A 20,258-nucleotide genomic window follows, 5' to 3' on the forward strand; every position below is an offset into this window, starting at 1 on the left:
CAGGACCCATGGCAAACGTGCAAAGCGGAAAAATGATCGTCGGGCTGGATATCGGCACTTCCAAGGTGGTTGCGCTGGTAGGCGAGGTTGCGGACGACGGCACGCTGGTCATCGTCGGGATCGGTACCCATCCGTCCCGTGGCCTGAAGAAGGGTGTGGTGGTGAACATCGAGTCCACCGTGCAATCGATCCAGCGCGCCATCGAAGAAGCGCAGCTGATGGCCGGTTGCCGGATCCACTCGGCATTCGTCGGCGTGGCGGGCAATCACATCCGCAGCCTGAACTCCCACGGGATCGTCGCGATCCGTGATCGCGAAGTCAGCTCCGCCGACCTCGAACGCGTGCTCGACGCGGCCCAGGCCGTGGCGATCCCGGCCGACCAGCGGGTGTTGCACACCCTGCCGCAGGATTACGTGATCGACAACCAGGAAGGCGTGCGCGAGCCCCTGGGCATGTCCGGCGTGCGCCTGGAAGCCAAGGTCCACGTGGTGACCTGCGCCGTGAACGCTGCGCAGAACATCGAAAAATGCGTGCGCCGTTGCGGCCTGGAAATCGACGACATCATCCTCGAGCAACTGGCTTCGGCTTACTCGGTGCTGACCGACGATGAGAAAGAACTGGGCGTGTGCCTGGTGGACATCGGCGGCGGTACCACCGACATCGCGATCTTCACCGAAGGCGCCATTCGCCACACCGCGGTGATCCCGATTGCCGGTGACCAGGTGACCAACGACATCGCCATGGCGTTGCGCACCCCGACCCAGTACGCCGAGGAAATCAAGATCCGCTACGCCTGCGCCCTGGCGAAACTGGCCGGTGCCGGTGAAACCATCAAGGTCCCGAGCGTCGGCGACCGTCCACCGCGCGAGCTGTCCCGCCAGGCCCTGGCCGAGGTGGTCGAGCCGCGCTACGACGAACTGTTCACGCTGATCCAGGCCGAACTTCGTCGCAGCGGCTACGAAGACCTGATCCCGGCCGGCATCGTGTTGACCGGCGGTACGTCGAAGATGGAAGGCGCGGTCGAGCTGGCCGAGGAAATTTTCCACATGCCGGTACGCCTGGGCGTGCCCCATGGCGTCAAGGGCCTGGATGACGTGGTACGCAACCCGATCTATTCCACCGGCGTGGGCCTGTTGATGTACGGCCTGCAGAAGCAGTCCGACGGGATCTCGTTCTCAGGGATAGGCAGCCGCGACAGCTACAGCAGCGACGAGACGAAGGCACCGCTGTTCGAGCGTCTCCAGGCGTGGGTCAAAGGTAACTTTTAGCGACAAGTTTCAAGCTTCAAGCGGCAAGCTTGCAGCTCAGGGCTGGCAGCTTGTAGCTGAAGATGCAGTAGGCGAAAAAAACTAGAGAATGTAAGGAGAGGGAAAATGTTCGAACTCGTAGACAACATCCCCGCTAGCCCGGTTATCAAGGTAATCGGTGTCGGCGGTGGCGGCGGTAACGCTGTCAACCACATGGTCAAGAGCAACATCGAAGGCGTCGAATTCATCTGCGCCAACACCGATGCTCAAGCGCTGAAGAACATTGGCGCGCGGACCATCCTGCAACTGGGTACCGGCGTGACCAAGGGCCTGGGTGCCGGCGCGAACCCCGAGGTTGGCCGTCAGGCTGCCCTGGAAGACCGCGAGCGCATCGCTGAAGTCCTGGCCGGTACCAACATGGTGTTCATCACCACGGGCATGGGCGGCGGTACCGGTACCGGTGCGGCGCCGATCATTGCCGAAGTGGCCAAGGAAATGGGCATCCTCACCGTTGCGGTGGTGACCCGTCCGTTCCCGTTCGAAGGCCGCAAGCGCATGCAGATTGCCGATGAAGGCATCCGCGCGCTGAGCGACAGCGTCGACTCGTTGATCACCATCCCCAACGAGAAACTGCTGACCATCCTTGGTAAAGATGCAAGCCTCTTGTCGGCTTTCGCCAAGGCCGATGATGTACTGGCCGGTGCCGTTCGCGGTATCTCCGACATCATCAAGCGTCCGGGCATGATCAACGTCGACTTTGCCGACGTCCGCACCGTAATGTCCGAAATGGGCATGGCGATGATGGGCACCGGCTGCGCCAGCGGTCCGAACCGTGCTCGCGAAGCTACCGAAGCGGCCATCCGCAACCCGTTGCTCGAAGATGTGAACCTGCAAGGTGCCCGCGGCATTCTGGTAAACATCACCGCAGGTCCCGACCTGTCCTTGGGCGAGTACTCCGACGTGGGTAGCATCATCGAAGCGTTCGCTTCCGACCACGCCATGGTCAAGGTCGGTACCGTGATCGATCCGGACATGCGTGACGAGTTGCACGTGACCGTGGTTGCCACCGGCCTGGGTGCGAAAATCGAGAAGCCGATGAAGGTAATCGACAACACTGTCCAGACCACCATGGCCTCGCAGCCTCAGCAGCAAGCCCCCGTTCGTCAGGAACAGCCAGCGGTGAACTACCGCGACCTGGACCGTCCAACCGTCATGCGCAACCAGGCCCAGGCCGGTGCTGCGACTGCCGCGAAGATGAATCCGCAAGACGATCTGGATTACCTGGACATCCCGGCCTTCCTGCGTCGTCAGGCCGATTGATGAAATGTATCAGGGGTATTCGGGTGATTGGTGTTCAGCAAAGGTCTGGTCTGCTATCATCGCCAGCCTTTGTTGATACCAGTTCGCAATTTGCGCTGAAGCGGCCCATGCCATGATTAAACAACGCACCCTGAAGAATATTATCCGTGCCACAGGTGTCGGCCTGCACTCCGGCGAGAAGGTCTATCTGACCCTCAAGCCTGCGCCTGTCGACACCGGCATTGTGTTTTGTCGTGCTGACCTCGACCCTGTGGTGCAGATTCCTGCTCGCGCGGAAAATGTTGGTGAAACCACCATGTCGACCACACTGGTCAACGGTGACACCAAAGTGGACACGGTGGAGCATTTGCTCTCGGCCATGGCTGGCCTGGGCATCGATAACGCCTACGTCGAGCTCTCCGCGTCCGAAGTCCCGATCATGGATGGCAGCGCCGGACCCTTCGTATTCCTGATTCAATCGGCTGGCCTGGAAGAGCAGGACGCGGCCAAGAAGTTCATCCGTATCCTGCGGGAAGTGACAGTGGAAGACGGCGACAAGCGCGCCACTTTCGTCCCTTTCGATGGTTTCAAGGTGAGCTTCGAGATCGATTTCGATCACCCGGTTTTCCGTGACCGCACCCAGAGTGCAAGCGTGGATTTTTCCAGCACTTCGTTCGTAAAAGAAGTCAGCCGCGCCCGTACCTTTGGTTTCATGAGTGACATCGAGTATCTGCGCAAGCACAACCTCGCACTCGGCGGCAGTGTTGAAAACGCGATCGTGGTCGATTCCGATGGCGTGTTGAACGAAGACGGTCTTCGCTATGAAGACGAATTCGTCAAACACAAGATCCTTGATGCAATCGGTGACCTCTACCTGCTGGGCAATAGCCTGATTGGTGAGTTCAAGGGCTTCAAATCCGGCCACGCACTGAACAACCAGCTGCTGCGCAAGTTGATTGAGCAGAAAGATGCCTGGGAAGTTGTGACGTTCGAAGACGCCAGTACCGCACCGATCTCTTACATGCGTCCGGTTGCGGCGGTGTAAGTAAAAAACCTCTCTAGTTTTTTGAAGGCTGCCTTTGGGTGGCCTTTTTTTATGGGCCGCTTTTTTTGAGTTTTGAGTTTTGGGGACATATCCGTTGCTGCGGTAGCGGCTGCTTAGGGTTCCGCCCTGACGGCGGCTCACTTTTTTCAAACGCCAAAAAAAGTAAGCAAAAAAGGCTTTACCCCACCACTGGGCACCTCGCCAAGGCGAGGTGTTCCTTAACGAAGGCATTGCTCCGTGGGCCCGCCGCGAAGGGCCATCCATGGCCCAGCGCGGCTAACCCGGCATCCGTGCCGGGTTGCCCACTACGCAACGCCTGCGTTCGGCCCTTGTGGTTAACGGGGCGTTCAAGATCAAAAGCCAAAGCCAAAGCCAAAGCCAAAGCCAAAGCCAAAGCAAAGCGGCCTTAGAGCCGACCTGTTTCCCGGTCGTAACCACAGTTGGGACTGTGCCGAACAAAAATTTTGAGTACACCTGCGATCCCCTGTGGGAGCGAGCCTGCTCGCGATGGCGTCAGGTCAGTAGGATACTGGCTGACCCACTGCAGTCGCGAGCAAGCTTTGCTCCCACAGGGCTCTGGGGAACATCACATCGCACAAACCACTCGATTACGCCCACTTGCCTTGGCCTGGTACAGCGCCTTGTCCGCAGCGTGCAGCAGTTGTTCGACTTCGCCATAGGGCCCCTGTGCCCAGGTCGCGATGCCAATACTGACAGTCATCGGCGTGTCACCGGCTATGGTGGCTGGCAGTTGCTCCACCGCTTCGCGAATATATTGGGCCATAGTGAATGCACCGGCGGTGGTCGTCTCAGGAAGCACCACCGAGAACTCCTCACCCCCGTAGCGGGCCGCCAGGTCGGCGGGGCGGCGAACGTGTTGGTTGATGACCTCGGCCAAGGCTCGCAGTGCCACGTCACCGCGCGGGTGGCCATAGCGGTCGTTGAATGCCTTGAAATGGTCTGCATCGACCATCAATACCGACAGCGGTTGGCCCGAACGCTGGGCCCGCAACCATTCCTGTCGCAAGGTTTCATCCAGGGCCCGGCGGTTCGCCAGGCCGGTCAGCGCGTCAACGGATGCCAGATGAGCCAATTCTCGTTCGGCTCTGTGGCGGCGCCTCAATTCCCGGCGCAGCAGCCAGGTGAGCCAGAGCAGGCCGATGCACAGTGCGCCGGTAGCGCCGCTGACGATCAAAGCCGTGCGTAACCATGAAGCGAAGACCTCCTCGGAGGAGAGCGCCACCACGACGATCAACGGCAAGTCGCCGACCTGGGAAAAGGTGTAGAGGCGCTGTTTCTGATCAAAACCGGAAATGCTGGTGAAGCTGCCATTCCCTTCACGCAGGATACGCACGAAGTTCGGCCGGTTGCTGAAATCCCGGCCGATCATGTCCTCGGCCAGAGGCGGCTCCTGAGCCAGCAGGATTCCCTGGCGGCTGATCAGGTTGACCGTACCGCCATGCCCGATGTTCAAGCTTTTGAACAACTGGCTGAAGTAACTCAAGCGCATTGCGGCTTCGGCCACGCCCAGGAAGTCGCCGCGGTCGTCGTTCAGCCGGCGACTGAAACTGATACGCCAGTCGTGCTCGCCACTCCTGGCCCGGAAGGGACGACTGATCATCATGTCCGGGCTTGGGTTCTGGACATGGGACTGGAAATACTCCCGATCAGCATAATTACCGACACGAGGCTCGACCGAGGCCGAGTCAGCGATCACATCACCTTGTTTGTCCAGCAACAGGATGTCGCCTTTGTAGGGAGCGGCGGTGGCGCGGTCGAACAAGGCCAGATGACGGACTTCCGGTGAAACGTCTTTCAGGTCGTCGCGCTTGGACGCGGCAATCAGGCCTTGCACCGACACATCGTAGAGTTCGACGTTGCGCAGCACGTCGGCATCGATCAACTGCACGATATTGGTGGCCGCACGTGTCGCCGCTTCACGGGCGCTGGCGTGCTCGCGGATCAGCAGGAAGGTGACGATGCACAGGATGGCAATGACAACCAGTGAGCTGGCCAGTACGAGGACCCGCTCCGAACGTATCGATCGTGGGGTGTTGCCGGATGTCGCACTGCTGGGGCTCATGATTCCGATGTCTATAGGGCCGATCCATTCCGAAGGGAGCATAGCTGGCAATTCACCAGATGCTGGCCTTTTGCAGATTGTGCTTGGATCGAGGAGAAGGGGCAATCCGTGTTCGAGCAAAAGCCGGAGTGGCCGGCGGAGGCCGAGACTTTGTGATTCTGGGCTAATAGCCTTTCGCCCAGCATTCAATGGCCCGGAAAAAGCGGCTGTATCGCTCGGTCACGCCGGCAAACGGATCCCGAAGGTGTTGGCGCCTCGGTCACTGCGCACGAAGACATCCCCACCGTGCATCAGGGCGATGGCCCTGACGATGGCGAGCCCCAGCCCATGGTTGGCCCCACTGTTGCTGCGAGAGGCATCGACCCGGTAGAAGCGTTCGAACAGTCGCGGCAGATGTTCGTTGGCGATCGGTTCGCCGGGGTTGGTGACGGCGAGGGTGATCTGGTCGGCCTGGGCTTCGATGCACACGTCGATAACCTGTCCACGGGCGGTGTGCTGCACCGCGTTGCTCAGCAGGTTGATCAGCGCCCGGCGCAAATGGGCGATCTCGATGCTGGCCTGTGCGTCGCCGCTGACCCGGACCTGGACCTGGGCATCCTCGAGGATGAAGTCCAGGTAATCGAGGGTGGTGGCTACTTCGTCGGCCAAAGACGTGGTGGTCAGTTTGGTGGCCTTGCTGCCCTGGTCGGCGCTGGCGAGGAACAGCATGTCATTGATGATCGAACGCAGCCGTTCCAGTTCCTCGAGGTTCGATTGCAGCACTTCGAAGTAATGTTCGGCCGAACGGCCGCGGGTCAGCGCCACTTGGGTCTGGCCGATGAGATTGGTCAGCGGTGAACGCAGTTCATGGGCGACATCCGCGTTGAACGACTCCAGGCGTGAGTAGGCCTGTTCGACCCGGTCTAGGGTAGCGTTGAAGGAGCTGACGAACTGGCTGAGCTCCGGTGGCAACGGCGATAGCCGCAGGCGCCCGGACAGGCGCGGAGGGGTCAGGCGCCGGGCTTCGTCGGACAGCTTGATCAACGGCTTGAGGCCGATCCGCGCCACCCAGTAGCCGAGCAAGGACGCCAGCAGCACCCCGACAATCGCCAGGCTCACCAAGGCCACCAGCAGACGATACTGGGTCTGGTAGAAGGTTTCGGTGTCGATGCCGATCATGAAGCGCAGCGGCGGTCGTTGGTCCTTGGCCGGAAACTGGCTCACCAGCACTTTCATCGGGTAATGACGGTTGGGCAATTGCAGGTCGCGTTTACCCAGCGGCCCTGCGATGAAGGCGCGGATCTGCGGGTCGGGATCGCCATATTCGAAGTGTGGATCACCGCTGACGATCCAGAAGTGGATGCGTTTGTCTTCTTCCCCCAGCAAGCGCAGCTTGTTGTGGATCTTCACCCAGTGTTCGGGCGTGCCGTAACGGCCTACTGTGGATTCGAGCACGCTGTAGCGGGCGTCGAGTTCGGCTTCGGGCAGCAGGCCCAGGCCTTTTTCGACCTGCTGGTACAAGGCACCGCCGATCAACAGGAACACCAGCGCGGCGACCAGGGTGAACAGGCCGCTGAGGCGTAGCGCGATGCTGTTACTCACTGCGGTTCTCCAGCACATAACCCATTCCGCGGATGGTGTGCAGCAACTTCCGCTCGAACGGCCCATCCAGCTTGGCCCGCAGGCGTTTGATCGCCACCTCCACGACGTTGGCGTCGCTGTCGAAATTGATGTCCCAGACCATTTCGGCGATGGCGGTCTTGGAGAGGATTTCACCCTGGCGCCGGGCCAGGACGCTGAGCAGCGAGAACTCCTTGGCCGTCAGGTCCAGGCGTTGGCCGGCGCGGGTGGCCTTGCGGCTGATCAGATCGATCCACAGGTCAGCGATGCTCACCTGCACCGGCTCATGGCCGCCGCTGCGACGGGTCAGGGCTTGCAGGCGGGCCACCAGTTCCAGGAAAGAGAACGGCTTGCCGAGGTAATCGTCGGCGCCGTCGCGCAGGCCCTTGATGCGGTCTTCGACCCGTTCCCGGGCAGTGAGCATGATCACCGGGGTCTGCTTGCGGGCGCGCAGGGCTCGCAGTACGCCGAAGCCATCCAGGCCCGGCAGCATCACGTCGAGCACGATGACGGCGTATTCGCTTTCCAGGGCCAGGTGCAGCCCTTCGACGCCGTCGGGGGCTACATCGACGATGTAACCCTGCTCGGTCAGGCCACGATGCAGGTAATCCGCGGTTTTTTCTTCGTCTTCGATGATCAGAACGCGCATGGCCCCGCCTCAGTCTGTGGTCGCCAGCGCCGTGGCTGGCGCAGGCCCGGAATGCTGGACGGGCCGATGGAACAACCGCTCGAGCCACAAGTATATGACCGGTGTGGTGAACAACGTCAGTGCCTGGCTCACCAGTAGGCCACCGACCACCGCAATGCCCAGGGGCTGGCGCAGTTCTGCGCCGGGGCCATGGCCGAGCATCAGCGGCAAGGCGCCCAGCAGGGCGGCCAGGGTGGTCATGATGATCGGACGGAAACGGGTCATGCCGGCCTGGAAAATCGCCTCCTGCGGAGTCAGCCCGCCATTGCGCTGCGCGTCGAGGGCGAAATCGATCATCAGGATGCCGTTCTTCTTGACGATGCCGATCAGCAGCACCAGCCCGATCAGCGCCATGATCGAGAAGTCCTGGCCCAGCAGCCAGAGCATGATCAGGGCGCCGAGGCCGGCTGAGGGCAGGGTGGAGATGATGGTCAGCGGATGCACGAAGCTCTCGTAGAGCACGCCGAGAATGATGTACACCGCCACCAGCGCGGCGAGGATCAGCCACGGCTGGCTGGCCAGGGAACTCTGGAATGCCTGTGCCGCGCCCTGGAAGTTGCCGCTGATGGCGGCGGGCATGCCGATCTCGTTCTTCGCCTGGTCGAGCATGCGCACCGCGTCCCCCAGTGCCACGCCTGGGGCCAGGTTGAACGACAGGTTGGCGGCTGGAAACATGCCATCGTGAGCAATGGACAGCGGGCCATTGGTGGGCGGATCGAAGCGGGCCAGGGCCGAGAGCGGCACCATTTCCCCGCTCAGGGGCGAGCGCAGGTAGAAGTAGGCCAGGCTTTCGGCCTTGCCACGTTGCTGGGTGTCGAGCTCCAGGATCACGTTGTACTGGTTGGTCTCGGTCTGGAATTCGTTGATCTGTCGCTGGCCGAACGCGTCGTAAAGCGCCTGGTCGACATCGCTGGCGGTCAGGCCGAAGCGTGCCGCCGCGCTGCGGTCGATGTTGATATGGGTAACGCTGCCGCCCAGTTGCAGGTCGTTGGAGATGTCACGGAACGCCGGGTTGCTGCGCAGCCTGTCGGTGAGTTTCTGTGCCCAGGTGTTGAGGGTCGGTCCGTCGTTGCTCTTGAGAACGTACTGATACTGGGCGCGACTGGGACCGGAACTGAGGTTGATGTCCTGCCCGGCCCTCAGGTACAGCACCACGCCGGGAATTTTCTGCAACTTGGGGCGGATCCGGTCGATGAAGCCGCTGGCCGAGACGTCACGCTTGCTTTGGGGTTTGAGGGCGATCCAGAAACGGCCGTTGGCAATGGTCTGGTTGCTGCCCGAGACCCCGACGGAATGGGAGAACGTTTGCACTGCCGGGTCGGCTGCGATGATTTCGGCCAGGGCCTTGTGCTTGGCCACCATGTCCGGGAACGACACGTCGGCGGCCGCCTCGCTGGTGCCAAGTACCAGGCTGGTATCCTGCACCGGGAAGAACCCCTTGGGGATGAACACATAGCCTGCCACCGCCAGTGCCAGGGTCAGGCCGAACACACCGATCATCAGTCTTTGATGGGCCAGCGCCTTGCGCAGGCCTTTTTCATAGCCACCCAGCAGCCGCTCGCCAAAGCCCGGACCTCGGTGAGCATGATGCGCCGGGGCTCGCATGAACAGCGCCGCCAGGGTGGGCGCCAGGGTCAGGGACACCATCACGGAAATCAGGATGGTCGAGGTGGCGGTCAGGGCAAACTCCTTGAACAGCCGCCCGACCACGCCGCCCATGAACAGCAACGGAATGAACGCGGCCACCAGGGAGAAGCTGATGGACACCACCGTGAAGCCGATTTCGCCGGCGCCCTTGATTGCCGCTTCGCGCATGCCGTCACCGGCCTCGAGATGCCGGTGGATGTTCTCCACCACCACGATCGCGTCGTCCACCACGAAGCCCACCGAGATGACGATGGCCACCAGGGTCAGGTTGTTCAGGCTGAAGCCCATCACGTACATCAGGGCGAAGCTTGCGGTCAGGGACACTCCCAGTACGGCCGAGACGATCAGCGTCGCCGAGAGCTGGCGCAGGAACAACGCCATGACCGCCACCACCAGCAGCACGGCGATCAGCAGGGTGAGCTCCACCTCGTGCAAAGAGGCGCGGATGGTCTGGGTGCGATCGATCAGCACCTTGACCTGTACCGCGGCGGGGAGCATGGCTTCCAGGGTGGGCAGGGCCGCCTGGATGCGGTCGACGGTCTCGACGATGTTCGCCCCGGGCTGCCGGAAGATCACCAGGTTGAGCCCTGGCTCGCTGTCAGACCAGGCCTGGACGTAGGCGTTTTCCGAGCCATTGATCACCTTGGCGATGTCCTTGAGATGCACCGGCGCCCCATTCCTGTAGGACACGATCAGGTCGCCATATTCCTCGGGCTGGAACAATTGGTCGTTGGTGGACAAGGTCGAGATGCTTGAGTCGCCGTACAGGGCGCCCTTGGCCAGGTTGAGACTGGCCTGCTGGAGTGTCGTGCGGATGTCGGCCAGGGTCAGGCCGATGGCGGCGAGACGGTCGGCGGAGGCCTGGACGCGGATCGCCGGGCGTTGTTGCCCGGTGATGTTGACTTGTCCGACGCCGTCGATCTGGCTGATCTGACGGGCAAGCAGCGTTTCGACGTAGTCGCTCAGTTCGGTGCCGGGCATCAGACTCGAACTGATACTGAGGATCAGCACCGGGCTGTCGGCGGGGTTGACCTTGCGCCAGGTGGGCAGGTTCGGCATGTCGCCGGGCAGTTTGCCGGCGGCGGTGTTGATGGCTGCCTGCACTTCCTGGGCGGCGGTGTCGATGCTCTTGTCGAGGCTGAATTGCAGGGTCAGGTTGGTCGAACCCAAGGCGCTGCTGGAGGTCATCTGGGTGATGCCGGGAATCGCGCTGAACTGCACTTCCAACGGCGTCGCCACCGAGGAGGCCATGGTTTCGGGGCTGGCGCCGGGCAGTTGGGCGTTGACCTGGATCGTCGGGAATTCCGCCTCCGGCAACGGGGCGACGGGCAGGCGAGGGAAGGCGATAGAGCCCAGCAGTATCAGGGCGAACGTCAGCAGCACCGTGGCGACGGGGTGGTCGATGCACCACGCCGAGATCGAGCCGTGCCCCTTCATGGCTGCGGCTCCGTGGCCGTGGCGAGGACCGGTGGGGCAGTGAGCACCTGGACGCGGGCCCCCGGCCTGAGGCGTGACTGGCCGTCGCTCACCAGTTGATCACCGGCGTTCACCCCCTTGATGATCTGCATGCCGCTGTCCTGGTAGACCATTTCCACCGGCACGTTCTCGACCTTGTCACCCTTGAGCCGGTAGACGAAGTGCTGGTCCAGCCCGCGCTGGACCACGGTCGGTGGTACCACCAGGGCGCCCTTGTCGAGGGCGGTCTGGATTTTCAACGTGACCAGTTGCCCCGGCCACAACCGTTGCCCGGTGTTGCTGAACTCGGCCTTGGCCCGCAGGGTGCCGGTGTTGGGGTTGATCTGGTTGTCGATGAGGCTCAGCCGACCCTCGCCAAGCAGCTCGCCCGCCGTGCCATCGGCGCCGATGTAGGCTTTGACCAGCGCCTGCTCGGGCGCGGCGATCAACCGCTGCAAGGTGGGCAGCATCTGCTGGGGCAAGGAAAATTCCACCGCAATCGGGTCGATCTGGGTCACGGTGAACAGGCCTTCGCTGTCGCTGGTGCGCAGGAAGTTGCCTTCGTCCACGTTGCGGATACCGACGCGACCGGTCACCGGGGAGCGGATCTGGGTGTAAGACAGCTGCACCTGGGCGGCATCGATGGCTGCCTGGTTGCCCTGGGCAGTGGCCTTGAGCTGATTGACCAGGGCCTGTTGCTGGTCGTAGGTCTGCTTCGAGACCCCATCGTCGACGCTCAGCAATTTGTAACGCTTGAGATTGACCTGGGCCACCGCCAGTTGCGCCTGGCTTTCGCCAAGCTGGGCCCGGGCCTGGTCGAGGCTGGCACGAATGGAGCGGTCGTCGATGGTCGCCAGCAGGTCACCCTTGCTCACCTGTTGCCCTTCCTTGACCAGCAGTCGGGTGAGGATGCCATCGATCTGCGGACGGATGACCACGCTGTGCAGTGACAGCACCGTGCCGATGCCGCTGGCGAAGCGCGGCACATCCTTTTGCTCCACGCTGACCACCCGTACCGGAACGGCGGCAGGCGCACCGGGTTTGGCGGCGCTGGGCTTCACGACGAGCCAGAGGGCGAGGGCCGCCAGGACGACCAATAGCGCGACGAGCAGGACGGTTTTTTTCTGGATGTGCATGGGTGTGAGAAGCCGGTCCGGGACGAAGGGATTTACAGGATTCTTATATAGCGTTGCGAGACGGTCAGGAAGGTGACGACTAACTGACAGGCTTGTCAGTTTTGTCCTGGATAATTGTCGGACGAGTGGGTATCCAGGGTGAATCTGCCCGATACGTTGCGCAAGCGGGCGGGTATACTGGCGCCCGTCATGTCTTTCCCAGGCCTGACTTGCACACAATATGGCGAGGAACAGACCCCTCGCCGCAGATCGATGGTCTACCTTGAGTGAGCGGCATTTACATGACTTCCCCGAACGGCGAACCGGCCGACCTGCCTGACGGCGATGTTTCCAGCGCCGAGAGCGGCAAAGCGGCGATCCCGGCCTTCAAGTTTCCCTTCAAGCCCGGTGAGCTGGCCCCGGCCAAAGGCGCTGGGCAACTGCCGTGGTACAAAAACGGGGTAAAGGACGGTCATGCCAAGTCCCCCGGTGCCGCACCTCCCGGCACCCGTCGTTCGATGGGCAAGCGCTGAGGGGCGTTCCTCGACACAGAGCGACGATTTCAGTTCGTGGCTCGCGCCCCCGCCAGGCTTCCGCTCAACTCGTACGCCGTCAGCTCGGCCTGGTGCGCTGTCAGGATTTCCGGCAGCGAACCCCGCAGGTACTCGACCCAAGTCTTGATCTTCGCATCCAGATACTGGCGCGAAGGGTAGATGGCATAGAGGTTCAATTCCTGGGAGCGGTAATTGGGCATTACCCGCACCAGCGTGCCGTTGCGCAGGCCTTCGATGGCCGCATAAACCGGCAGTACACCGATACCCATGCCGCTGATGATCGCGGTTTTCATCGCATCGGCGGAATTCACCAGGAAGGGGGACTGGTTGATGGTGACCATCTCCTGGCCTTCGGGGCCATCGAACACCCACTTCTCCAGTGGAATGACCGGGCTGACCAGGCGCAGGCAGGCGTGGTTCAGCAGCTCACTGGGCTTTTGGGGGCAACCGTTGGCCTTCACGTAGGCAGGTGACGCGCAGACGATGCTGTAGGTGATGCCCAGGCGTTGGGAAACGAAGCCTGAATCCGGTAGTTCACTGGCCAGCACGATGGAGACGTCGTAACCCTCGTCCAGGATGTCCGGCACGCGGTTGGCCAGGGTCAGGTCGAAGGTCACGTCCGGATGGGTCTTGCGATAGCGGGCGATAGCGTCGATCACGAAATGCTGACCAATACCGGTCATGGTGTGGACCTTCAATTGTCCGGCCGGTCGGGCATGGGCGTCGCTGGCCTCGGCTTCGGCTTCCTCGACATAGGCCAGGATCTGTTCACAACGCAATAGATAGCGTTTGCCGGCTTCGGTCAGGGCAATGCGCCGGGTGGTGCGGTTGAGCAGGCGGGTTTGCAGATGGGCTTCCAGGTTGGAAACCGCACGCGAGACGTTGGCTGTCGTGGTATCGAGCTGCACGGCGGCGGCGGTGAAACTGCCGGCTTCGGCAACACAGCAGAACGCGCGCATGTTTTGCAGGGTGTCCATGGAGGGCTCTCTAGGGCGATGGCAAATTGTGACACGAAGTTACGGAGCTACGGGATCCGACTTACGGATTATCGCGTTTACGGTAACAAAGATTCGCAGAAAGATCGGCTTATCGCCGTTTGGCTGGGTGCCTAGAATTGCCGCCGTCGCTGTGCTGGCTTGAGTCTGGTGCGGAACCTGTGGGAGCGGGCTTACTCGCGAATACGGTGTGTCCACCGCCGGTGATGTTGAATGTCAGTCAGCCTTCGCGAGCAAGCCCGCTCCCACAGAAGACCCCACGGTTTCCCGTTTTTTCTCTCCCAGGAATCTTGCGCAAGTGCCGCGTTGCATCAGCAGAGAGCTGAAGACTCTCAGTGTTTGGGCTTTATCGTTGACCCTCAGCGCTTGCATCGGGACAGGAGGGATCGCACCCCGGGGCGAGGCATTGTCGGCCAATCGACTGGCCACCGATGAAGCCATCCGCGAGGCCGCCCGCGATGCCCACTGGCCCAGTCGCCAGTGGTGGAAGGGCTATGGCGACCCGCAGCTGGACCGCTGGATCGACCTGGCGGGGCAGGACAGCCCGAGCCTGGCCCTGGCCGTCGCCAGGGTGCGGCAGGCCAAGGCCATGGCCGGTGTTGTCGAGGCGGCCGAGTCACCGCAGGTCAATGTCCAGGCGACCCTCAAGCGCCATAACTGGCCCACCGATCAGTTCTACGGTCCTGGCGAACTGGCCGACACCACCACCTGGGACAACAACGCCGGCCTGGGCCTGAGCTACGCCCTGGACCTTTGGGGGCGGGAGCGCAACGCCAGCGAGCGGGCAGTCGACCTGGCCCATGCCAGCGTCGCTGAGGCACGGCAGGCGCAGCTGGAGTTGCAGAACAACATCGTGCAAGCCTATATCCGCTTTGCGCTGCATTATGCCCAGCGCGATATCGTCGCCGCGACCCTGCGCCAGCAGGAACAGATTCTCGACCTGGCGCAAAAGCGTCTCGACGGCGGCATCGGCACTCATTTCGACGTCAGCCAGGCCCAGGCGCCGTTGCCCGAGACCCATCGTCAACTCGACGCCCTCGACGAAGCCATCGCCTTGAGTCGCAATCAATTGGCCGCATTGGCGGGCAAGGGACCGGGGGAGGGCGCGGGTCTGCAGCGACCGGCTCTGGCCCTGGGGGCCCCCTTGAAGCTGCCGTCGACATTGCCCGCCGAACTGCTGGGCCAGCGACCGGATGTGGTTGCCGGTCGCTGGCAGGTGGCGGCCCAGGCCCGGGGCATCGAGGTGGCCAGGGCCGGTTTCTATCCCAATGTGGACTTGGTGGGAAGCCTGGGCTACATGGCCACGGGCGGCGGTGCGCTGGAGTTCCTGACGGGCAAGAAGCTGACTTACAGCGTCGGGCCGGCCGTCACGCTGCCAATCTTCGACGGCGGGCGCCTGCGTTCGCAGTTGGGCGAGGCGGCGGCCGGCTATGACGCCGCCGTGGCGCACTACAACCAGACGCTGGTGAACGCGCTCAAGGGCATTTCCGACCAACTGATCCGTCGCGAGTCCATGGACAAGCAACAGGCCTTCGCCGCCGAGTCCGTGGCCGCCGCACAACGTACCTACGACATTGCGTTGGTGGCGTTCCAGCGCGGGCTGACGGACTACCTCAATGTACTCAACGCCCAGAGCCTGTTGTTCAAGCAGCAGCAGGTGCAGCAGCAGGTGGAAGCGGCGCGCCTCAGTGTCCATGCCGATCTGGTGACGGCCCTGGGTGGTGGGCTGGAGGCCGGGAGCGATGTACCTGACACCGCCACGATGTTCAATTTCGCCCGATGAATGCTAGCCCATGAGCCCTTTGATGACCCCCGTACGCTGGCTCTACCGTCTCGAATGGCGCCGTGGTTTCTTCGACTGGGCCCGCAGCGATGGGGTGACCTGGGTCTATATCTTCAAGGTGCTGTTTGCCGCGTTCCTGACGTTGTGGCTGGCGATGCGCCTGGAGCTGCCGCAACCGCGCACGGCCATGATCACTGTGTTCATCGTCATGCAGCCACAAAGCGGCCAAGTGTTCGCCAAGAGCTTCTACCGCTTTCTCGGCACGTTGGCCGGTTCGGCGGTGATGGTGGCGTTGATTGCGTTGTTCGCCCAGACCACCGAATGGTTTCTCGGTTGCCTGACCCTCTGGGTCGGTGTCTGCACAGCGGGTGCGGCGCGTTATCGCAACTTCCGGGCCTACGGCTTTGTGCTGGCCGGCTACACCGCGGCGATGATTGGTTTGCCAGCCCTGGCCCATCCGGAAGGGGCGTTCATGGCGGCGCTCTGGCGGGTCCTGGAAATTTCTCTGGGCATTCTCTGCGCCACCCTGGTCAGCGCCGCGATCCTGCCGCAAACCGCCAGCACGGCCATGCGCAACGCCTTGTACCAGCGTTTTGGGGTGTTCGCGCTGTTCGTCACCGACGGCTTGCGCGGGCGTAGCCAGCGGGATGCCTTCGAAGCCGCCAACGTGCGTTTCATTGCCGAAGCGGTGGGCCTGGAGAGCCTGCGCAGCGTGACGGTATTCGAAGACCCGCACATGCGTCGGCGCAACGGCCGGCTCAGTCGCCTGAACAGCGAGTTCATGGGCATCACCACGCGCTTCAATGCCTTGCACCAGTTGCTCCAGCGCTTGCGCGTCGGTGCCATCGATCATGTGGTGGACGCCATCAAGCCCGGCCTGCAGAACCTGGCCGAATTGCTGGACGGCTTCAGTGCGCGGGGCTTGACCGATAGGGATGCGGCGCACCTGGCCCAGGTCTTGGCCCGCTACAAGGCTGACTTGCCGGCACAGGTCCGTCAGTTGCGGGCAGCGTTCCAGGCAACAGGACCGAGCGATGCGCAATTACTGGATTTCCACACCGCCTGTGAATTGCTCTATCGCTTTGTCGACGACCTGCACGGATACGCCCTGACCCATGCGTCCCTGGCCGAGCACCGTCACGAGCGTGAACACTGGGACGAGCCGTTCGTGTCGCAGACCAATTGGCTGGCCGCCGCGGCTTCGGGGTTGCGTGCCGGCTTCATCTTGCTGGTGCTGGGCAGCTATTGGGTTGCCACGGCCTGGCCGAGCGGCGCGACCATGACGATGATCGCCGCGGCCACGGTGGGTTTGTCGGCTGCCACGCCGAACCCCAAGCGTATGGCCTTCCAGATGGCCTGCGGCACCTTGCTCGGGGCGCTGATCGGTTTTGTCGAGATGTTCTTCATCTTTCCGCTGATCGACGGCTTCCCGTTGCTCTGTGTGATGTTGGCACCGGTGATCATGTTCGGCTCGCTCCTCAGTTCGCGGCCGCAATACGCCGGGGTCGGGCTGGGGTTACTGATCTTTTTCTGCACAGGTTCGGTACCCGACAACCTGACGGTGTACAACCCCTACACGTTCATCAACGATTACCTCGCGATGATCCTCGGCATGCTGGTGTGCGCCGCCGCCGGGGCGATCATCCTGCCGCCCAATAGCCGCTGGTTGTGGCGCCGGCTTGAGCAGGACCTGCGCGAACAAGTGGTCTTTGCTATCAGCGGCAGGCTCAAGGGGCTGGCGTCGGGCTTCGAGAGCCGCACCCGCGACCTGTTGCACCAGGCCTACGGCTTGGCGGCGGGACAACCCGCCGTGCAACGGGACCTCTTGCGCTGGATGTTCGTGGTGCTGGAGGTCGGTCATGGGGTTATCGAGTTGCGCAAGGAACAGGCGATCCTGCCGGTGCATCCGGCCTATGCCGAGAGCCAGCCGTGGCGCCAGGCGATTCGTGGAATGGGACGGGCGCTGGTGAGGCTTTTCCGTCACCCCGGACCGGGCAACCTGGAGCGTGCCCTGGTAGCGGTGGACCAAGCCATCTGCCGTGTGCAGGCCACCGACGAACCTTTCGCCCCGCATTTCGACACCTCGGCCCTGCGCCGGGTGAAGAGCTACCTGCATTTCATCCGCACTTCGTTGCTGGATCCGCAATCGCCCATGGCGGCCTTCGCTGCCGCGCTGCCTCAGGACCGTCGACATGCCTCGTGAAATCGCCTTCCACGGCGTGTACATGCCCACCCTGACCTTGATGTTCTTCCTCGCCGCGGCGTTGGCCTGGGCCCTGGATCGCTTCCTGTCGGGGCTGGACCTGTACCGCTTCTTCTGGCACCCGGCGCTGTTGCGCCTGAGTCTGTTTACCTGTCTGTTCGGTGCGTTGGCACTGACGGTCTACCGTTGAGATCGATGCAATGAAAAAGTTTTTCAGTCTGCTTGCGACGCTGCTGGTGCTGGCCCTTGCGCTGTGGATCGGTCGTGCATTGTGGGTCCATTACATGAATACGCCCTGGACCCGCGATGGTCGGGTACGTGCCGACATCATCAACGTCGCCGCCGATGTCAGCGGCGAGGTGGTGGACGTGCCGGTGCATGACAACCAGCAGGTGAAAAAGGGCGACTTGCTGATGCGCATCGATCCCGAGCATTACCGTATCGCGGTCAAGCAGGCGCAATCGCTGGTGGCCTCACGCAAGGCGACGTGGGAAATGCGCAAGATCAATGCCCATCGGCGCGCCGACCTGGACAGCCTGGTGATTTCCCGGGAAAACCGCGACGACGCCAGCAACCTCGCCGATTCGGCCCTGGCCGATTACCAGCAAGCCCAGGCGCAACTGGAGGCGGCCGAACTGAACCTGTCGCGCACTGAAGTTCGTGCAGCCGTGGATGGCTACGTCACTAACCTCAACGTGCACCGGGGCGACTATGCGCGCATCGGCGAGGCGAAGATGGCGGTGGTCGATATGCATTCGTTCTGGGTTTACGGTTTCTTCGAGGAAACCAAGCTGCCCAAGGTGCGGATCGGTGACCCGGCGCAGTTGCAGTTGATGAGTGGCGAGGTGCTGAAGGGGCATGTGGAAAGCATCTCCCGGGGGATCTACGACCGCGACAACCCGGTCAGTCGCGAGTTGATCGCCGACGTGAACCCGACCTTCAACTGGGTTCGCCTGGCCCAACGGGTGCCGGTAAGGATTCATCTCGACCAAGTGCCGGACACCGTGCTGCTGGCGGCGGGGATGACCTGTACGGTGGTGGTCGAGCCCCAGGCCGGCGGTTGAGGCTCTGGGGCTTGTGGGAGCGAGCCCTGCTCGCGATGGCGGTGGGTCAGTTGTCGATGAGCTTTGCCGTTTTGATTAAAGCGATCCACCCAGCCCGAACCGCTTCATCAAGCCTTTCTCCAGCAACCCTTTGGGCAGCAATCCCGCCATCAACGGCAGCGCCCGGCTTCCATTGCCCAGGCGCAGCAGGCGGGGTGGCCTGGGTTGTTGCACGGCCTTGAGCAACCCCGCGGCGAATTCGCCGGCAGGGGTGGGGTTGTCCTGGGATGCCCTGGCCCGGGCGCGGATGCCGTCGCGCAGGGGCCACCAGGGCGATTGTTCATGGATCAACTGTTCGGCTTCATGACCGGCGTTCTTCGCAAAGCTCGAAGCGATGGCGCCGGGCTGCACCTCCATCACGCGGATGCCGAAGGGCGCCAGTTCCATGCGCAGCGCATCGCTCAAGGCATGCACCGCGGCCTTCGAGGCGCAATAAGCGCCGGCAAACGGTGTCACCAGCACACCGGACACACTGCCGATATTCACCACCAGCCCCTTGGCGCGGCGCAGTACCGGGAACAACGCCCGAGTCACACCGACGATGGCGAACACGTTGGTTTCGAACTGACGTTGCATCGCCGGTACGCCGCCGTCCAGCAGTGGACCCATGGCGCCGTAGCCGGCGTTGTTGATCAGCACGTCGAGACCGCCGTGCTGTTGGTTGATCCGTTCGCCCAATTGCTCCAAGGCCCGGCTGTCGTTCACGTCCAGTTGCACCGCGGTAAACCCGGCGGCGCTGAGTTGGGCGACGTCGTCAGCTTTACGGGCACTGGCCCAGACCTGGTATCCGGCGGTCTTGAACGCATCGGCGAGGGCGCGGCCGATGCCGCTGGAACATCCGGTAATCAACGCAACGGGCATGGCGCGTTCCTTGTGCAGAATAAAGTCGGGAAGAAGCAATCAGTCGGAGAAACTACCTTGCAGACGCTCGGCACGAAACTCCAGGGTCTGCGGGCGGTAGCCGGGTCGCAAGGATGGCAGTGGCAGGCAATCCTGCCAGTCCTTGCCCGCCTGCAATTGGCCAGGGCCCCGGTAGCGCGGTGCACTGTAGGGCGTGTCGGCCAGGTTGATGGTATCGCCGGGGGCATAGGCCGCGATTCGCCAGCGCAGCTCGACCAAGGGGACGTCGTTGCCGTTGTTCAAGTTCAGCAACAGCGGGCGATCGGCAGGGCAGCGTTCGGGGGCGTAGGTAATGCGCAGCTCCAGGCGTGCCAGTTGCCGGGTTTCACGGTTTTCCTGCCAGACCACCCAGGCGGCGACCAGCCCCAAGCCGACGAATGCGGCCAATGACACCGGCAGCGCCTTGGCCGGATAGCGCAACAGCAGGACCAGCCAGGTAATGACCAGCAAGACGCCGATAAGCATGTTCGAAGCCTCCGATACCGTTGTTCCATCCTACCGAAGGGGACGGGGCATGGATATCTCATCCATCTGCTCCATCG

The 20,258-nt window shown here is 62.5% G+C and carries 16 protein-coding genes; 8 read left to right on the top strand and 8 right to left on the bottom strand.

Annotation, left to right across the window (positions count from 1 at the left end; all coding sequences use genetic code 11):
* Positions 1 to 8: 8 nt before the first annotated feature.
* From ftsA to lpxC, 3 genes are all read left to right on the top strand, one after another.
* The gene (gene ftsA / locus FBY02_RS12125; RefSeq protein ID WP_144927705.1) at positions 9 to 1,268 is read left to right on the top strand and encodes a cell division protein FtsA; all 1,260 of its coding nucleotides are present in this window, start codon (positions 9 to 11) and stop codon (positions 1,266 to 1,268) included.
* Between the two features lie 105 nt (positions 1,269 to 1,373).
* Entirely contained in the window at positions 1,374 to 2,567 is a 1,194-nt protein-coding gene (gene ftsZ / locus FBY02_RS12130; protein WP_047701346.1) for a cell division protein FtsZ, read from the top strand.
* A 112-nt stretch (positions 2,568 to 2,679) separates the two neighbouring features.
* A complete protein-coding gene (lpxC, locus tag FBY02_RS12135; protein ID WP_010452622.1) occupies positions 2,680 to 3,591 on the top strand; it encodes a UDP-3-O-acyl-N-acetylglucosamine deacetylase in 912 nt (303 codons plus the stop codon).
* Between the two features lie 586 nt (positions 3,592 to 4,177).
* Here lpxC and FBY02_RS12145 read toward each other — a convergent pair.
* From FBY02_RS12145 to FBY02_RS12165, 5 genes are all read right to left on the bottom strand, one after another.
* On the bottom strand, positions 4,178 to 5,674 hold the full coding sequence (locus FBY02_RS12145; RefSeq protein ID WP_144927708.1) for a sensor domain-containing diguanylate cyclase: 1,497 nt from the start codon (positions 5,672 to 5,674) through the stop codon (positions 4,178 to 4,180).
* 219 nt (positions 5,675 to 5,893) lie between these two features.
* Entirely contained in the window at positions 5,894 to 7,273 is a 1,380-nt protein-coding gene (locus FBY02_RS12150) for a heavy metal sensor histidine kinase (RefSeq protein WP_144927711.1), read from the bottom strand.
* Positions 7,248 to 7,922, bottom strand: coding sequence for a heavy metal response regulator transcription factor (locus tag FBY02_RS12155; protein ID WP_144927714.1), 675 nt, complete (start codon positions 7,920 to 7,922; stop codon positions 7,248 to 7,250). The genes FBY02_RS12150 and FBY02_RS12155 overlap by 26 nt, the downstream gene beginning before the upstream one ends.
* A 9-nt stretch (positions 7,923 to 7,931) precedes the next feature.
* Positions 7,932 to 11,045 carry a multidrug efflux RND transporter permease subunit gene (locus FBY02_RS12160; RefSeq protein WP_144927717.1) on the bottom strand — a complete coding sequence of 1,038 codons (3,114 nt, stop codon included), beginning with the start codon at positions 11,043 to 11,045 and terminating at the stop codon, positions 7,932 to 7,934.
* Positions 11,042 to 12,199: an efflux RND transporter periplasmic adaptor subunit gene (locus FBY02_RS12165; protein ID WP_144927720.1), complete on the bottom strand. Its 1,158-nt coding sequence runs from the start codon at positions 12,197 to 12,199 to the stop codon at positions 11,042 to 11,044. Before FBY02_RS12165 ends, FBY02_RS12160 begins: the two co-directional genes overlap by 4 nt.
* Before the next feature lie 281 nt (positions 12,200 to 12,480).
* Here FBY02_RS12165 and FBY02_RS12170 point away from each other — a divergent pair, with 281 nt between their 5' ends.
* Positions 12,481 to 12,711, top strand: coding sequence for a hypothetical protein (locus FBY02_RS12170; protein WP_144927723.1), 231 nt, complete (start codon positions 12,481 to 12,483; stop codon positions 12,709 to 12,711).
* Between the two features lie 29 nt (positions 12,712 to 12,740).
* Here the strand turns inward: FBY02_RS12170 and FBY02_RS12175 are convergent, their stop codons facing one another.
* Positions 12,741 to 13,709 (bottom strand): LysR family transcriptional regulator, encoded by a 969-nt coding sequence (locus FBY02_RS12175; RefSeq protein WP_144927726.1) that lies wholly within the window; start codon positions 13,707 to 13,709, stop codon positions 12,741 to 12,743.
* A gap of 316 nt (positions 13,710 to 14,025) precedes the next feature.
* On the opposite strand from FBY02_RS12175, the gene FBY02_RS12180 reads away from it, so the two are divergent.
* From FBY02_RS12180 to FBY02_RS12195, 4 genes are read left to right on the top strand one after another with little or no spacing between them, the layout of a single operon-like run.
* Entirely contained in the window at positions 14,026 to 15,510 is a 1,485-nt protein-coding gene (locus FBY02_RS12180; protein ID WP_144927729.1) for an efflux transporter outer membrane subunit, read from the top strand.
* Positions 15,511 to 15,520: 10 nt separating this feature from the next.
* Complete coding sequence (locus FBY02_RS12185; RefSeq protein WP_144927732.1) at positions 15,521 to 17,713, top strand: FUSC family protein; 2,193 nt, start codon at positions 15,521 to 15,523, stop codon at positions 17,711 to 17,713.
* A complete protein-coding gene (locus tag FBY02_RS12190; RefSeq protein ID WP_024780658.1) occupies positions 17,703 to 17,903 on the top strand; it encodes a DUF1656 domain-containing protein in 201 nt (66 codons plus the stop codon). Before FBY02_RS12185 ends, FBY02_RS12190 begins: the two co-directional genes overlap by 11 nt.
* A 10-nt stretch (positions 17,904 to 17,913) precedes the next feature.
* Positions 17,914 to 18,777 carry an HlyD family secretion protein gene (locus FBY02_RS12195; RefSeq protein WP_144927735.1) on the top strand — a complete coding sequence of 288 codons (864 nt, stop codon included), beginning with the start codon at positions 17,914 to 17,916 and terminating at the stop codon, positions 18,775 to 18,777.
* A 75-nt stretch (positions 18,778 to 18,852) separates the two neighbouring features.
* Here FBY02_RS12195 and FBY02_RS12200 read toward each other — a convergent pair whose 3' ends face one another.
* Both FBY02_RS12200 and FBY02_RS12205 read right to left on the bottom strand, forming a co-directional pair.
* Positions 18,853 to 19,677, bottom strand: coding sequence for an SDR family oxidoreductase (locus FBY02_RS12200; RefSeq protein WP_144927738.1), 825 nt, complete (start codon positions 19,675 to 19,677; stop codon positions 18,853 to 18,855).
* A 39-nt stretch (positions 19,678 to 19,716) separates the two neighbouring features.
* Positions 19,717 to 20,181 carry a multidrug transporter gene (locus tag FBY02_RS12205; RefSeq protein WP_144927741.1) on the bottom strand — a complete coding sequence of 155 codons (465 nt, stop codon included), beginning with the start codon at positions 20,179 to 20,181 and terminating at the stop codon, positions 19,717 to 19,719.
* Positions 20,182 to 20,258: the final 77 nt, after the last annotated feature.

Origin of the sequence: Pseudomonas sp. SJZ078 (genome assembly GCF_007828255.1) — a bacterium.
Lineage (GTDB): Bacteria > Pseudomonadota > Gammaproteobacteria > Pseudomonadales > Pseudomonadaceae > Aquipseudomonas.

Bases quoted from the DNA above. Each gene is read 5' to 3' on its own strand.
- FBY02_RS12170 (WP_144927723.1), top strand. From the start codon at position 12,481: ATGACTTCCCCGAACGGCGAACCGGCCGACCTGCCTGACGGCGATGTT.
- FBY02_RS12165 (WP_144927720.1), bottom strand. From the start codon at position 12,199: ATGCACATCCAGAAAAAAACCGTCCTGCTCGTCGCGCTATTGGTCGTC.
- lpxC (WP_010452622.1), top strand. From the start codon at position 2,680: ATGATTAAACAACGCACCCTGAAGAATATTATCCGTGCCACAGGTGTC.
- FBY02_RS12185 (WP_144927732.1), top strand. From the start codon at position 15,521: ATGAGCCCTTTGATGACCCCCGTACGCTGGCTCTACCGTCTCGAATGG.
- FBY02_RS12150 (WP_144927711.1), bottom strand. From the start codon at position 7,273: ATGTGCTGGAGAACCGCAGTGAGTAACAGCATCGCGCTACGCCTCAGC.
- FBY02_RS12160 (WP_144927717.1), bottom strand. From the start codon at position 11,045: ATGAAGGGGCACGGCTCGATCTCGGCGTGGTGCATCGACCACCCCGTC.
- FBY02_RS12155 (WP_144927714.1), bottom strand. From the start codon at position 7,922: ATGCGCGTTCTGATCATCGAAGACGAAGAAAAAACCGCGGATTACCTG.
- FBY02_RS12190 (WP_024780658.1), top strand. From the start codon at position 17,703: ATGCCTCGTGAAATCGCCTTCCACGGCGTGTACATGCCCACCCTGACC.
- FBY02_RS12200 (WP_144927738.1), bottom strand. From the start codon at position 19,677: ATGCCCGTTGCGTTGATTACCGGATGTTCCAGCGGCATCGGCCGCGCC.
- ftsZ (WP_047701346.1), top strand. From the start codon at position 1,374: ATGTTCGAACTCGTAGACAACATCCCCGCTAGCCCGGTTATCAAGGTA.
- FBY02_RS12145 (WP_144927708.1), bottom strand. From the start codon at position 5,674: ATGAGCCCCAGCAGTGCGACATCCGGCAACACCCCACGATCGATACGT.
- FBY02_RS12195 (WP_144927735.1), top strand. From the start codon at position 17,914: ATGAAAAAGTTTTTCAGTCTGCTTGCGACGCTGCTGGTGCTGGCCCTT.
- FBY02_RS12205 (WP_144927741.1), bottom strand. From the start codon at position 20,181: ATGCTTATCGGCGTCTTGCTGGTCATTACCTGGCTGGTCCTGCTGTTG.
- FBY02_RS12175 (WP_144927726.1), bottom strand. From the start codon at position 13,709: ATGGACACCCTGCAAAACATGCGCGCGTTCTGCTGTGTTGCCGAAGCC.
- ftsA (WP_144927705.1), top strand. From the start codon at position 9: ATGGCAAACGTGCAAAGCGGAAAAATGATCGTCGGGCTGGATATCGGC.